This window comes from Rhodoferax sp. GW822-FHT02A01, assembly GCF_038784515.1.
In the GTDB taxonomy this organism is placed as follows: Bacteria; Pseudomonadota; Gammaproteobacteria; order Burkholderiales; family Burkholderiaceae_C; genus Allorhodoferax.
Map to the genome: position 1 here is coordinate 1,210,220 of NZ_CP152376.1, position 14,559 is coordinate 1,224,778.

At 63.9% G+C, this 14,559-nt stretch carries 11 protein-coding genes; 10 read left to right on the top strand and 1 reads right to left on the bottom strand.

From position 1 onward, the window contains the following. The first annotated feature begins 1 nt into the window (after nt 1). Nucleotides 2-886, top strand: coding sequence for a bifunctional methylenetetrahydrofolate dehydrogenase/methenyltetrahydrofolate cyclohydrolase FolD (folD, locus tag AAGF34_RS05755; RefSeq protein WP_342619660.1), 885 nt, complete (start codon nt 2-4; stop codon nt 884-886). On the opposite strand, the gene lepB is transcribed toward folD, so the two are convergent. Next, entirely contained in the window at nt 883-1,548 is a 666-nt protein-coding gene (gene lepB / locus AAGF34_RS05760; RefSeq protein WP_342619661.1) for a signal peptidase I, read from the bottom strand. The two genes, folD and lepB, sit on opposite strands and share 4 nt — an antisense overlap. Nucleotides 1,549-1,741: 193 nt before the next feature. Here lepB and glyA point away from each other — a divergent pair, with 193 nt between their 5' ends. From glyA to AAGF34_RS05805, 9 genes are all read left to right on the top strand, one after another. Continuing rightward, complete coding sequence (gene glyA, locus AAGF34_RS05765) at nt 1,742-3,004, top strand: serine hydroxymethyltransferase (protein ID WP_342619662.1); 1,263 nt, start codon at nt 1,742-1,744, stop codon at nt 3,002-3,004. 31 nt (nt 3,005-3,035) lie between these two features. After that, nucleotides 3,036-4,427: an L-serine ammonia-lyase gene (locus AAGF34_RS05770; RefSeq protein WP_342619663.1), complete on the top strand. Its 1,392-nt coding sequence runs from the start codon at nt 3,036-3,038 to the stop codon at nt 4,425-4,427. A 13-nt stretch (nt 4,428-4,440) separates the two neighbouring features. After that, entirely contained in the window at nt 4,441-5,688 is a 1,248-nt protein-coding gene (locus AAGF34_RS05775) for a sarcosine oxidase subunit beta family protein (RefSeq protein WP_342619664.1), read from the top strand. 7 nt (nt 5,689-5,695) lie between these two features. Next, nucleotides 5,696-5,995 carry a sarcosine oxidase subunit delta gene (locus AAGF34_RS05780; protein ID WP_342619665.1) on the top strand — a complete coding sequence of 100 codons (300 nt, stop codon included), beginning with the start codon at nt 5,696-5,698 and terminating at the stop codon, nt 5,993-5,995. Further along, nucleotides 5,992-9,006 (top strand): sarcosine oxidase subunit alpha family protein, encoded by a 3,015-nt coding sequence (locus AAGF34_RS05785; protein ID WP_342619666.1) that lies wholly within the window; start codon nt 5,992-5,994, stop codon nt 9,004-9,006. The genes AAGF34_RS05780 and AAGF34_RS05785 overlap by 4 nt, the downstream gene beginning before the upstream one ends. Next, complete coding sequence (locus tag AAGF34_RS05790; protein ID WP_342619667.1) at nt 8,999-9,580, top strand: sarcosine oxidase subunit gamma family protein; 582 nt, start codon at nt 8,999-9,001, stop codon at nt 9,578-9,580. Before AAGF34_RS05785 ends, AAGF34_RS05790 begins: the two co-directional genes overlap by 8 nt. A gap of 88 nt (nt 9,581-9,668) precedes the next feature. Next, entirely contained in the window at nt 9,669-11,741 is a 2,073-nt protein-coding gene (locus AAGF34_RS05795; RefSeq protein WP_342619668.1) for a hydantoinase/oxoprolinase family protein, read from the top strand. Beyond that, nucleotides 11,714-12,439, top strand: a complete 726-nt coding sequence (locus tag AAGF34_RS05800; RefSeq protein WP_342619669.1) for a hypothetical protein — start codon at nt 11,714-11,716, stop codon at nt 12,437-12,439. Before AAGF34_RS05795 ends, AAGF34_RS05800 begins: the two co-directional genes overlap by 28 nt. Nucleotides 12,440-12,548: 109 nt before the next feature. Beyond that, nucleotides 12,549-14,540, top strand: coding sequence for a TonB-dependent receptor (locus AAGF34_RS05805; protein WP_342619670.1), 1,992 nt, complete (start codon nt 12,549-12,551; stop codon nt 14,538-14,540). Nucleotides 14,541-14,559 lie beyond the last annotated feature (19 nt).

Below are 14,559 nucleotides of genomic sequence, written 5' to 3' on the forward strand. Positions count from 1 at the left end.
TATGGTCGCCAAAATCATCGACGGCAACGCCGTAGCCCGGCATGTGCGCCAGGAGTGCAAGGAGCAGACGCAGGCGCTCAAGGCCCAGGGCGTCACACCCGGGCTGGCTGTCATCATCGTGGGGGACAACCCGGCCTCCAAGGTCTATGTCGCCAACAAGGTCAAGGCCTGTACCGAAGTGGGACTGGCCTCTACCGTCTATGCCTTTGAGGCCGATACCCCCGACACCGTGGTGGAGGCCAAGATCCAGGCGCTCAACGCAGACCCTGCTGTACACGGCATCCTGGTGCAACTCCCCCTGCCCGCCCACTACGACGCCAAGCGCGTGCTGGCCTGCATCTCGGTGGACAAGGACGTGGACGGTTTTCACCTCTACAACGTGGGTGCACTGGCCCAGGGCGAGACAGTGTTTCCGCCGTGCACACCCTACGGTGTGTCCAAAATGCTGGAGTACGAGAACATCCCCGTGGCCGGGCAGAACGTGGTGGTGGTGGGCGCCAGCAACATCGTGGGCAAGCCCATGGCCATGATGCTGATGCAGCGCGATGCCACCGTGGCCATCTGCCATGCCAAGACGCGTGACCTGGCGCAGTTCACCATCCTGGCCGACATCCTGGTGGTGGCTGCCGGTGTGCCTAACCTGATCCTGCCGCAGATGGTGCGTACCGGCGCGGTGGTGATCGACGTGGGCATCAACCGCCTGCCCAACGGCAAGCTGGTGGGCGATGTGGACTTTGAGGGCGTGCGCCAGAAGGCTTCCTACATCTCGCCGGTGCCGGGTGGCGTGGGGCCCATGACCATCACCATGCTGGTCCACAACACGGTGCAGGCCGCCAAACGCAGCCTGGCCGGCGCCGAGGCGCAACTAACCGAGAGCCTGGCTTAGAGACGTTGGCCGAAGCGCTCAATGCGCGGCAGCCAATTGCCCAGCATGTCGGCCGAGACCACGATGTGGTGGGCGCGGCCGATCAGCAGATTGCGGGGCACAAAGCCGATGTAGCGCGAGTCGGCGCTGTTGTCGCGGTTGTCACCCAGAAAGAAGTAGTTGCCCTCGGGCACGGTCACCGGGCCGAAGTTGCGCCGCGCCGATACCTGCGGCAGAAACTGCACCGCATGGGCACCTTCCTGCGTATGTTCAACGGCTCTCAAGGCGGCCATGGTGTGTTCCCGGTCCACCCGGTCCTGCAGCAACTCCAGGCCATCGTAGGCACTGGGCTGGCCGTTGATGTACAGCACCTCATTGCGCATTTCCACGGTGTCGCCGGGCAGTGCCACCAGGCGCTTGATCAGCCGCACGCCATCCTTGGGCGAGTTGAAGGTGACCACATCGCCGCGCTGCGGCGTGCCCAGCGCGAACAGCACCGTGTCGGTCAGCGGCAGCTTGAAGTCATAGGCCAGCCGGTTGACCAGCACCACATCGCCTTCTTGCAGTGTGGGCCGCATGGAGCCGGAGGGCACCGGATTCCAGTCGGCAATGGCCAGACGGAAGAAACCGAAACACAGAAGGAAGGCAATGAATCCACGGTTGCCCTTCAGCCACTTTTTCATGATTCGCTCACTTGCTGGGAATGAAAATGTGTGCCATTTTGAGACGGCCCGCTGTTCCCGTAAACATCTTGCGGTTATCCCTTTTGCAGCGTGTCGCCCGCACATTCTCCCGTGTCGTAATACCGACACCGCCCGCAGGGCCAGTCTCGACAATCGATTGCATCCCCGTATCTACCCATCTAGAAGGACTGCAATGGCATTGAACGCTACCCTGAATGAATTCGACCCCGAGCTGGGCGCCGCCATCGCTGCCGAAGCCGCGCGTCAGCAGGACCACCTGGAACTCATCGCTTCCGAGAACTACACCAGCCCGCGCGTGCTCGAAGCCCAGGGCAGCGTGCTCACCAACAAATACGCCGAAGGCTATCCCGGCAAGCGCTACTACGGTGGATGCGAATTCGTGGATGTGGCCGAGCAGTTGGCCATTGACCGCGCCAAGAAGCTCTTCGGCGCCGACTGGGCCAATGTGCAACCGCACTCGGGCTCCAGTGCCAATGCAGCGGTCTACATGGCGTTGCTGCAACCGGGCGACACCATTCTGGGCATGAGCCTGGCCCACGGCGGCCACCTGACGCACGGCGCCAAGGTCAGCTTCTCCGGCAAGTTCTACAACGCCGAGCAGTACGGCATCGACACCAGCACCGGCCTGATCGACTACGACGCGCTGGAAGCCCAGGCCATTGCCTGCAAGCCCAAGATGATCATTGCCGGCTTCTCGGCCTACAGCCGCTATCTGGACTTCCCACGCTTTCGCGCCATTGCCGACAAGGTCGGTGCCTACCTGTTCGTGGACATGGCCCACGTGGCGGGCCTGGTGGCCGCAGGCCTCTATCCCAACCCGGTGCCCTACGCCGATGTGGTCACCACCACCACCCACAAGACGCTGCGCGGTCCGCGTGGCGGGCTGATTCTGTGCCGCGCCAATGCCGACATCGAGAAGAAGCTCAACTCCATGGTCTTCCCCGGCACACAAGGCGGCCCGCTGATGCACGTGATTGCAGCCAAGGCCGTGGCCTTCCTCGAAGCGCTGCAGCCCGAATTCAAGTCCTACCAGACCCAGGTCGTAGCCAACGCCCGGGCCATGGCCGCCATCTTTGTGGCACGCGGCTACGACGTAGTGTCCGGCGGCACCGACAACCACCTGATGCTGGTGAGCCTGATCCCCAAGGGTCTGACCGGCAAGGACGCCGACGCCGCACTGGGCCGTGCCCACATCACGGTCAACAAGAACTCGGTACCCAACGACCCGCAAAGCCCGTTCGTCACCAGCGGCATCCGCGTCGGCACACCCGCCATCACCACCCGCGGCTTCGGCGTAGACGAGTGCACGCAGGTGGCCACGGCCATGTGCGATGTGCTGGACTGCATGGCCGCCAAGGGTGACCTGGCCGCGGTCGAAAAGGACGTTGCCGCGCGCATCACCGCGCTGTGCCGCCGCTTCCCCGCTCCGGCCTGACCGCACCCGCCCCAACCGAGCACCGCACACCATGGCACTCAGTGTTTTTGACCTGTTCAAGATTGGCATAGGGCCATCCTCCTCCCACACCGTGGGCCCCATGAAGGCGGCCGCCATGTTCGCCACGCGCCTGCGTGCCGAGGGCCTGATCGACCGCATTGCCCGCGTGGAAGTACGCATGTACGGCTCGCTGGGTGCCACCGGCAAGGGCCACGGCACTGATAAGGCAGTGATGCTGGGCCTGGAAGGCCTGATGCCCGACACCATCGACCCGGACACCATCGAGCCGCGCCTGCGCCACATGCGCAAGGAAGGCAAGCTGCTGCTGGGTGGCACCCACCCGCTGGTGTTTACCGAAAAGAGCGACCTCACCTTTCTGCGCCGCGAGGCACTGCCCTACCACTCCAACGGCGTGAAGTTCGTAGCCTTCGATGCCGAAGGCAACATCGTGACCGAGCGCCGTTACTTCTCGGTGGGCGGCGGCTTTGTGGTCTCGCAGGAAGAGGCCGACTCGCCGATGAACGATCCGGTCATCGTCTCCGACCCGACCAAGGTGAAGTACCCCTTCAGCAGCGGCGCAGACCTTCTCGGCATTGCCGCCGGCACCGGCCTGAGCATTGCCCAGATCATGCGGGTGAACGAGCAGTCCTGGCGCAGCGATGCAGAGGTCGACATCGGGCTGGACCGCATCTGGGACGCCATGAAAGCATGCGTGGACCGCGGCATCCGCACCGAGGGCCATCTGCCCGGCAACCTGCTGGTCAAGCGCCGCGCGCCGGAAGTGCACCGCTCCTTGAGCGCACATCCCGAAGAGGCCCTGCGCGATCAGCTCACCATCCTGGACTTCGTCAACGTCTATGCCATGGCGGTGAACGAGGAAAACGCAGCCGGCGGCCGCGTCGTCACGGCGCCCACCAATGGTGCCGCAGGCATCATCCCTGCGGTGATGCACTACTACTATCGCTTCATTCCGGGTGCCAACCAGAAGGGCATACGCGATTTCCTGCTCACGGCCGGTGCCGTCGGGCAGCTCTACAAGGAGAACGCCTCCATCAGCGGTGCCGAAGTCGGTTGCCAGGGTGAAGTCGGCGTGGCCTGCTCCATGGCTGCAGCCGGTTTGACCGCCGTCATGGGCGGAAGCCCCAAGCAGGTGGAAAATGCCGCAGAGATTGGCATGGAGCACAACCTGGGTCTGACCTGTGACCCGGTGGGCGGACGTGTGCAGATTCCCTGCATCGAGCGCAACGCCATGGGTTCCATCAAGGCACTCAATGCCGCGCGCATGGCGCTGCGTGGAGATGGCACGCATTTTGTATCGCTGGATCAAGTCATCAAGACCATGCGCGATACCGGTCGGGACATGATGACAAAATACAAAGAGACGAGCCGAGGGGGCCTGGCCGTCAACGTGATCGAATGCTGAAAGAAAACATACTGTGAGCAACTTCTCCATCTTTTCCCTGGCACGCAATGCCATGTCCTACCACGAGGACTGGCAAAAGCAGTGGCGCAGCCCCGCACCCAAGCGCAGTTACGACGCCATCATCGTAGGCGGTGGTGGCCATGGTCTGGCAACTGCCTATTACCTGGCCAAGGTGCACGGCATGCGCAACATCGCCGTGATCGAACGCGGCTGGCTGGGGGGCGGCAACACCGCACGCAACACCACCATCGTGCGTTCCAACTACCTGTGGGACGAAGCCACCCACCTGTACGAAAAAGCCATGGAACTGTGGGAGGGCCTGTCACAGGACCTGAACTACAACACCATGTTCAGCCAGCGCGGCGTCATGAACGTGGGCCACTCGCTGCAGGACATGCGCGACATCGAACGCCGCGTCAATGCCAACCGCCTCAATGGCGTGGACGGCCTGGTGCTCACGCCTGCGCAAGTGCAGGAAATCGTGCCCATCATGAACCAGACCTCGCTGCGTTATCCGGTGATGGGCGCGTCGTTCCAGCCGCGCGGCGGCGTGGCCCGCCACGACGCCATCGCCTGGGGCTTTGCCCGTGCGGCCGACCGTCTGGGCGTGGACATCATCCAGAACTGCGAAGTGGTGGGCTTCCAGCGTGAAGGCGACCAGATCACCGGCATTGAGACCACGCGCGGCACCATCCAGAGCAAGAAGATCGGCGTGGTCGCCGCCGGCCACAGTAGCGTGCTGGCCGCCATGGCCGGCATCCGCCTGCCGCTGGAAAGCCACCCGCTGCAGGCACTGGTGTCCGAACCCATGAAGCCCATCATCCACACCGTGGTGATGAGCAACGCCATCCACGCCTACGTGAGCCAGAGCGACAAGGGCGACCTGGTGATCGGTGCCGGCATCGACTCCTACGTGGGCTACGGCCAGCGCGGCAGCTTCCCGGTCATTGAACACACGCTGCAGGCCATCTGCGAGATGTTCCCCATCTTCCGCCGCGTGCGCATGAACCGCCAGTGGGGCGGCATCGTTGACGTGGCACCCGACGCCTGTCCCATCATCAGCAAGACGCACATCAAGGGTCTGTACTTCAACTGCGGTTGGGGCACGGGCGGCTTCAAGGCCACACCCGGCTCGGGCTGGGTCATGGCCCACACCATTGCACAGGACAACCCGCACCCGTTGAACGCGGCGTTCTCCCTGAACCGCTTCAACACCGGCCACTTGATCGACGAACACGGCGCAGCCGCTGTTGCCCACTGAAATAACCATGCTTCAAATTACCTGCCCCTATTGCGGCCCACGCGCCGAAAGCGAATTCAGTTGCGGTGGCGAAGCGCACATTGCGCGCCCGCTGGATACCGACTCCCTCACCGACGAACAGTGGGGTGACTACCTGTTCATGCGCAAGAACATCAAGGGCTTGCACCGCGAGCAATGGAACCACGTCGCCGGTTGCCGCCGTTGGTTCAATGCCGAGCGCCATACCGTGACCTACCAGTTCACCAAGTTCTACAAAGTGGGCGAAAACCCCGATGCATCCGGTAACGGCGCAGGAGGTCAATCGTGACCGCTAGCCGCATCAACTCCCTGGGTTCGCGCGTAGACCGCACCAAGAAGCTCAGCTTCCAGTTCAATGGCCGCAGCTACACCGGTTTTCAGGGCGACACCCTGGCATCGGCCCTGCTGGCTGCCGGCGAGAGCGTGCTGTCGCACTCCTGGAAGTACCATCGCCCGCGCGGCATCGTCACCAGCGGCATCGAGGAACCTTCCGCATTGGTGCAACTGGAGAGTGGCAAGAACACCATCCCCAATGCCAAGATGCCCGAGGTCGAGCTCTACGACAGCCTGCAAGCCACTGCGGTCAACCCCTGGCCGAATGCACTGAGCCGCGCTTTGAGCATCAACCGCAACTTCTCGTTCCTGTTCCCCGCAGGCTTTTATTACAAGACTTTCATGTGGCCAGCCAAGGCCTGGCTGTTCTACGAACGCTTCATCCGCAAGGCTGGTGGCCTGGGTGCGTCGCCCGAGGTGGAAGACACCGACCGCTACATCCACCAGAACACGCATTGCGATGTGCTGGTCGCGGGCGGCGGCGTGGCCGGTCTGGCAGCAGCTCTGGCAGCGGGCCGCAGCGGGGCGCGCGTGATCCTCGCCGAATTGCAATCCGAACTGGGGGGCAGCGCCCACCGCCTGCAAGGCACGATTGACGGCTTGCCCGCCACCGAATGGGTGAAGAAGGCCGAGGCCGAACTCGCCACCCTGCCCGAGGTGAAGATCATCAGGCGCGGCGTGGTGTTCGGCTACCACGACCACAACTTCCTGACCATCCGCGAAAGCCTGACGGACCACCGCCCCTTGGCGGCCCGCAAGGGTTTCCGTGAACGTCTGTGGCGCGTACGTGCCAAGCAGGTGGTACTGGCCACGGGTGCACATGAGCGCCCCATGGTGTTTGGCAACAACGACCTGCCCGGCATCATGCTCGCCAGCGCCATGGCCGACTATGCCCAGCTCTACGGCGTGCTGGTGGGCAAACGCATTGCCCTGCTGACCAACAACGACACGGCCTACAGCGATGCCCTCACGCTCAAGGCCGCGGGCGCAGAAGTCACCGTGATCGACGTGCGCGCCGGTCACTCGGTGGCCGGTGGCCTGGCACAAAAGGCACACGATGCAGGCATCACCGTGCTGCGCGGCTACGTGCCGGTGCAGGCCGATGGTGGCGCAGTCGTCACCTCCGTCCAGGTGCGCCAGCAGATCGGCGACAAGGCCAATGGCGAAAGCCGCAGCTTCAATGTGGACGCCGTGGGCATGTCCGGCGGCTGGAACCCGGCCATCCACTTGTATTCGCACAGCGGTGGCAAGGCGCTGTGGAGTGACCAACTGGAATGCTTCAAGCCCGGCGCGGCCATGCCCGGCCAGTTCAGCGTGGGAGCCTGCAACGCCACCGGCACGCTGGCCGCCACGCTGGCAGAAGCCAGCCAGGCGGGCGCTGCTGCTGCATCCCATGCGGGCTTTGCCGCCAGCGAAACCCAGTACACGGTGGTGGAGCCCAGCAACGAAGCCATTGCGCCCTTCTGGATTGCCGAAACCGGTGAGAAGGTCTCGCGCCGCGCCAAGGCCTTTGTGGACTGGCAGAACGACGTGGGTGCCGCCGACATCGAGCTGGCCATCCGCGAAGGCTTTGAGTCCATCGAGCACATCAAGCGCTACACCGCACTGGGCTTCGGCACCGACCAGGGCAAGCTGGGCAACATCAACGGCATGGCCCTGGCCGCACGCGCCATGGGCAAGACCATTCCGCAAGTGGGTACCACCACCTTCCGCCCCAACTACGTGCCCATCAGCTTCGGCCTGTTTGCCGGCCTGGAGCGCGGTGAGCTGTTCGACCCCGTGCGCAAGACCAGCCCGCATGCCCACCATGTGGCCGCCGGCTGCCTGTTCGAGGACGTGGGCCAATGGAAGCGCCCCTGGTACTTCCCCAAGCCGGGCGAAGACATGCACACCGCGGTCAACCGCGAAGTGCTGGCCGTGCGCAACAACGTCGGCATCATGGACGCATCCACCCTGGGCAAGATCGACATCCAGGGCCCGGACGCGGCCAAGCTGCTGAACTGGCTCTACACCAACCCCTGGCTCAAGCTGGAAGTGGGCAAGGCCCGCTACGGCCTGATGCTCGACGAGAACGGCATGGTGTTCGACGACGGCGTGACCGTGCGTCTGGCCGAAGACCGATTCCTCATGACCACCACCACCGGCGGCGCCGCACGCGTGCTGACCTGGATGGAGCGCTGGGTGCAGACCGAATGGCCCGACATGCAGGTCTACATGACCACGGTGACCGACCAGTGGAGCACCTTTGCCGTGGTCGGCCCCAAGAGCCGCGCCGTGGTCGAGAAGGTCTGCAAGGACGTGGACCTGTCGGCGGCAGCCTTCCCCTTCATGAGCTTTCGCGAAGGCACCGTGGCCGGCGTGGCTGCGCGCATCATGCGCATCAGCTTCTCGGGCGAACTGAGCTTTGAAATCAACGTGCCCAGCAACGCCGGTGCCCATGTGTGGAAGGCACTGATGGCTGCAGGTGCGGACTTCAACATCACGCCCTACGGCACCGAAGCCATGCACGTGCTGCGCGGTGAGAAGGGCTACATCATTGTCGGCCAGGACACCGACGGATCCATGACGCCGCACGATCTGGGCATGGGCGGCATGGTTTCCAAGACCAAGGACTTCCTGGGTCGCCGCTCGCTGTCGCGCAGCCACACGGCTGGTGCCAACCGCAAGCAGCTCGTAGGCCTGCTCACCGAAGACAGCCAGACCGTGCTGCCCGAAGGCGCACAGCTCACGGCGCTGGCGCAGATCGGCACGCCCACGGTGGCCAACCCGGTGCCCATGATCGGCCATGTGACCTCCAGCTACTACAGCCCCACCCTCAAGCGCTCCATTGCCATGGCGGTGGTACGCGACGGCCAACAAAAAATGGGCCAGAAGATTTACGCCGCACTCGCTGATGGCCGCCACGTTGCCGCCACCATCAGCAGCCCGGTGTTCTATGACCCCGAAGGAAAGCATCACCATGACTAATGTCGTTCTGGAAAGCCCCCTGGTGGGTATCACCCGCCTGGGCAAACGCGAGCTGCACGTGGACAACCGCAGCTGCCTGCTGGACGAAATTGCCCTGCTGGACATCGTCAACCTGCGCGGCAACAGTGCCAATGCAGCCTTTGTCCAGGCAGTGGAACAAGCCACCGGCCTGGCACTGCCCATCCAGCCCAACACCGCCAGCGTGCTGGGCGACCGCCAACTGCTGTGGCTGGGACCGGATGAATGGCTGCTCAAGGTTCCCAATGGACAGGGCGCGCCAATAGAAGCTGCGATTCGGGCGGCCGTGCCTGGCGTGCATTTCTCCATCGTGCAGGTCGGCAGTGGCAACACGACCTTTTCGGTGCAAGGCCCTGCGGCAGCTGACTTGCTGTCACGCGGCTGCCCCCTGGATCTGCATGCCCGCTCCTTCCCCGATGGCTCGCTGGCGCAATCGCACATTGCCAAGGCCAACGTGGTCATCCTGTGCGTCAAGGCCGAACAGAGCTATGAGCTGACGGTGCGCCGCAGCTTCGCTGACTACCTCTTCAAGTGGCTCTGTGAAGCTGGAAGCTGAAGAATATGGCCCCCACGCTCCCCCATGGGGGCCCTCGCGCCTTGGGGCGGCCCGGCGGCGCTCACGCCATCTTCTCCTGAACAGGTAGATGAGCGCGCACTACTACCTCGGCATTGACACCGGCGGCACGTTTACCGATGCCGTGCTGCTGAACGACGCCAAGCAGGTGGTTGCGGCAGCCAAGAGCCTGACCACCCGCTTTGACCTGGCACAGGGCATTGGCGGTGCGCTGGACAAGTTGCCGCAAGACGCCTTGAAGCGGATCGTGCTGGTGTCGCTGTCCACCACGCTGACCACCAATTCGGTGGTCGAGGGCAAGGGCTCGCCGGTGTGTGTGCTGCTAGCCGGTTACGACGCAGCACAGATCAAGACCAGCGGCATGGTGGAGTTGCTGGGTGCCGAGGCCATTGTTTCCCTGCCCGGTGGCCACGATGCGGGGGGCTACCCGATTGCCGCACTGGACGAGGCTGCCTCCAAGGCAGCCATCCTGCAGCACGCGCCGCGCGTGAGTGCGTTTGCCATTTCCGCCAGCTTTGCCGTGCGCAATCCGCAGCATGAGCTGCAGCTGCGCGAATGGGTCAAGCAGCTGTGCGACAAGCCGGTCACCTGCGGCCACGAGCTGGCCTCCAGCCTGGGCGCGCCGCGCCGCGCCCTGACGGTGGCGCTCAACGCACGCATGATTTCGCACGTCAAGGCGCTCATCGATTCGGTGCGGCACACGCTGCAGCTGCGCCAAATCGATGCGCCACTGATGATCGTCAAAGGCGACGGCACCCTGATCACCGCCGCCAGCGCCCTGGACCGGCCGGTGGGCACGGTGCTCAGCGGCCCGGCAGCCAGCGTGATCGGCGCCTGCGCCCTGAGCGGCAGCCGCAATGCCATCGTCGCCGACATGGGCGGCACCACCACCGACATCGCCGTGGTGCGTGACGGCCGCCCCGAGCTCAGTGTGGACGGCGCGCTGATCGGCGACTGGCGCCCCATGGTGGAAGCGGTCAAGGTCTATTCCATTGGCTTAGGGGGTGACAGCGAGGTGCGCTTTCTGGGTGGCAAAGGCCTGGCCATCGGGCCGCGCCGCGTGGTGCCCATCAGTCTGCTGGCCCATGAACACCCCGAAGTGCTGCCGGTGCTGGAGCGCCAGCAGAATGAATCGCCCCATGGCAGCCAGATCCGGTTTGCCTTGCGGCTGCAAAGCGATGAGGCCCTGATCAGCCGCCTGCCCGCCGACGAGCTGCGCGCCTGGGAACGTCTGGCGCGAGGGCCGGTGGATCTGGAACGCAGCAACATCGAAGACCGCCCGCTGTCACGCGCCCTGGCGCGGCTGGAGCGCAAGGGCCTGGCCATCTACAGCGGCTTCACGCCCAGCGATGCCGCCCATGTGCTGGGTATGGCCAGCCACTGGAGCCAGCCGGCAGCCGTGTTGGCAGCACGCATCTGGGCACGGCAGATGCGCTATATGTATGGCCTGGGCACCTGGACATTGGGCGACGCCGTGGCACCGTCCAGGCAGGTGGTGGACAAGGTGATTGCCACGATCTGCCAGAAGTTGATAGAGGCCGGCCTGAATGACGCGGGCCAGTTCAACGAGGACCGCGCCAGCAACATGGCCGCATTGCTGACCGAGATGGCACTGCAAGGGCGCAACCGCGCAGCTGTAACGGCTCAGCCGCCGACATCCGTATTTGCCCTGCATTTCGCCCCCGACATTCCGCTGGTTGCCGTGGGCGCACCGGCCTCCAGCTACTACCCGGAAGTGGCGCGCAGTCTGGGCATGGAATTGCAGGTGCCGCGCTTTGCCGAAGTGGCTAACGCCGTCGGTGCGGTGCTGGGCGAAGTGTCGCAGCGGGTGCACATCACCGTCACCCAACCGGTGCGTGGCACCTTCCGCGTGTTTACACATGGCGGGCCACAGGACTTTCCCAAGGTGGAGCCGGCGCTGGCCCATGCACGCGAACTGGCAGCCGAGCAGGCCCGGGCCAACGCCCTGGCGGCCGGCGCTGCCACCGTGCAGGTGGACTTCAGTCAAGTGGACAACAGCGTCAACAACGACATCGACGGCAACATGTTTTTTGAAGCCATCGTCACTGCCACCGCCAGTGGTGCGCCACGCACGGCATTGGATGAGGAGACTGCATGCCAGCCATTACCAGAGCCGGTCTGAGCACTGAGCTGGCGCACCATGGCCTGAGCCTGCGTGGCGGCTGGATTCCCGGCGCGGATGACAAGCTGCCTGCCCTGCCTGAAGGCGGCACGGCTGCCGTGGTCTGGATGGTGGGAGTGGTGGGTTCCAGCATGTGGCCGCATTTCAAGGCCTCGCCGTTCTACCAGGATGGATTGCCCAATCCGCTGGACCGTTGGAGCGCGCACCTGGGCCGGACGCTGGCAGCGCAGTGGGACGGGGTTGCCATGTTCCCGTTCGATGGGCCGCCGTACTATCCGTTTCAACAATGGGCCGATCGCAGTGAGCCGACCCAGAGCAGCCCGCTCATGCTGCGTATCCATCCCCAGCACGGCCTGTGGCATGCCTACCGGTTCGCGCTGGCTTTGCCGGAGATCGATGGTGACGACGCTCAGGCGCTGAAAGTGGAGGCTGCCCAGCGGCTGCGGTCTGCCAGCGACAACACCAGCCTGTGCACGCAGTGCAGTGGCCAGCCCTGCCTGCAGGCCTGTCCGGTGGATGCCTTCACCGGCACGCAGTACCGCATCGACGCCTGCGCCACCCATCTGCACGCGCACCTGGACGGCGACTGCATGCAGCAGGGCTGCCTGGCACGACGCGCCTGCCCCGTGGGCACTGCGTCCCGATACACGCCAGAGCACGCGGCCTTTCACATGCAGGCGTTTGTGAAAAACCACTAATCCGGCGCGCCGCACCGACTTCTTCACCGCGTCCGGCGCGCTCTGGGTTCTAATAGGCGCAACAAGATCCGAATGCCGCGCAATGGCCGGCATGACAGGGGAGCGCTGTTTGATTCATCCAAAATTTCTCTTCAGTCTGGCCTGCGTGTGCGCGCAAATGGCATTGGCGCAGGTCGGCAAACCGGCAAGCGATGATGCGCCCGCGGCGACTGTCTCCGAATCCGACTTCCTGCAGGACGTGCCGACGATCATCTCGGTATCGCGGCTATCGCAGACCCTGGCAGACACGCCAGGTGCTGTCACCATTCTGGATCGCCAGTTCATCCATATGTCCGGTGCACGCGACGTGGTCGACCTGCTGCGCCTGGTGCCCGGCTTTCAAACCACCACCTCGTACGAGACTGACGCCCCGATGGCCACCTACCATGGCCGCAACGACGACTGGGCCAACCGCATTCAGGTGCTGGTGGACGGACGTTCGGTGTATTCGGGGTTGCTGCAAGGTTCAGCGGGCATTGGCTGGAAAACACTGGCGCTGGACGACATCGAGCGCATTGAAGTCCTGCGCGGTTCCAATTCGGCGACCTATGGTGCACGGGCCTTTCTGGGCGTGGTCAACATCATTTCCCGGGATGTGCGCGAGACCATAGGGGCGGCCGCGAACCTGAGCCAGGGCGAGAACAGCATTGCAGACATGGGATTGCGTGTCGGCTGGAACCATGGGATTGGCACCTACCGCATCAGCGCCGACCAGGTGCAGGACGATGGCCTGCAAGGTGCCTTCGGCAAGAACCACACCGAACGCGCCAACTTCTCTTCCCTGATTGCCATCAGTACCGGCACCGACCTGGAGTTTCGCGCCGGTGGCGTGGGTGTATACGCCGGACGTGGTGAGCCCGGCGATACGGGCGGCAATCCGGCGCGCAACTGGTTCATGGGTTCGCAATTCATCCAGGCCGACTGGCGCAGCGTGCTGGACGACGCGCACGATCTGTCGGTGAGCGTGTCGCATACCGAAAACACCAGCCACGACACTTTCTACTTCCTGACTCCCGGACCGTATTACATGGCCACCGTGGACTTCAGCGGCAACGAATATGTGGACTCGATCTCTTCGCAGTACACCTCGCGCCTGAGTCCGGATTGGCGCGCCGTCTGGGGGGCAGAGTTCCGAAAGGAGCGTGTGGTCTCGCCATCCCAATTCGACCAGTTGGGCAGCGTGACCAACGATTTCTATCGTCTGTTCGGTAGCGCCGAGTGGCGCATGAGTGACACGCTTTTGCTCAATGCCGGTGCGCTAGCCGAGCACAACGACTTTTCCGGCGACTCCGTCTCACCGCGATTGATGCTGAACTGGCATTTCCAGCCCGGCCACACCTTGCGCGTGGGTGCGTCAACTGCGTTTCGTCCACCCAGTGCCTACGAAAAATATGGCCAGCGCCAGTACTACGACGCCAACCACCAGAACCCCACCGGCTACTTCACCTATAACGACGGCAGCGTTCAGGCGGAGCGGCTGTTTTCGCAGGAGCTGGGCTACTACTTTGCACCACCCTCCAGCCAGTTCAGTGGGGATGTGCGGATTTTCAATGAGCACATCAGCGACGGTATTGCGCACACTGAAACCGTCACCCCGGGCATACAGCCGGAGCGCTACGTCAATGCCCATGATGACCAGATCAACGGTGTCGAATGGCAACTGGCCTGGTCACCTGGTGAAGCCACCCGCATGCTGCTGTCGCAGACCTGGACCGATATTCAAGCGTCCACCACCGAACCCGGAAACAACCTGTTCCGCACCGGGCACAGCGCGCCGCGCTATGCGGCCAGTCTGACGCTGATGCATTCCTTTGACAGCGGACTGCATCTTTCCGTGATGCACCAGCAGGCCGATGACGTAGCACTGATGTCCATCTCCAACAATCCCTGGGTGTTCTCCATGCAGCGCACCGACCTGCGTCTGGCGCAGGACTTCCGGCTTGGCGGCAGCAAGGCCGAGCTGGCACTGGTGGTGCAGAACCTGAACGATCCGTACCGGGATGGGGACCAGAAGTTCTACTTCAATCGACGCGCCTTCGTGACCCTCAAGGTCGAGAACTGAAACTGTGATCCTGCAGCGC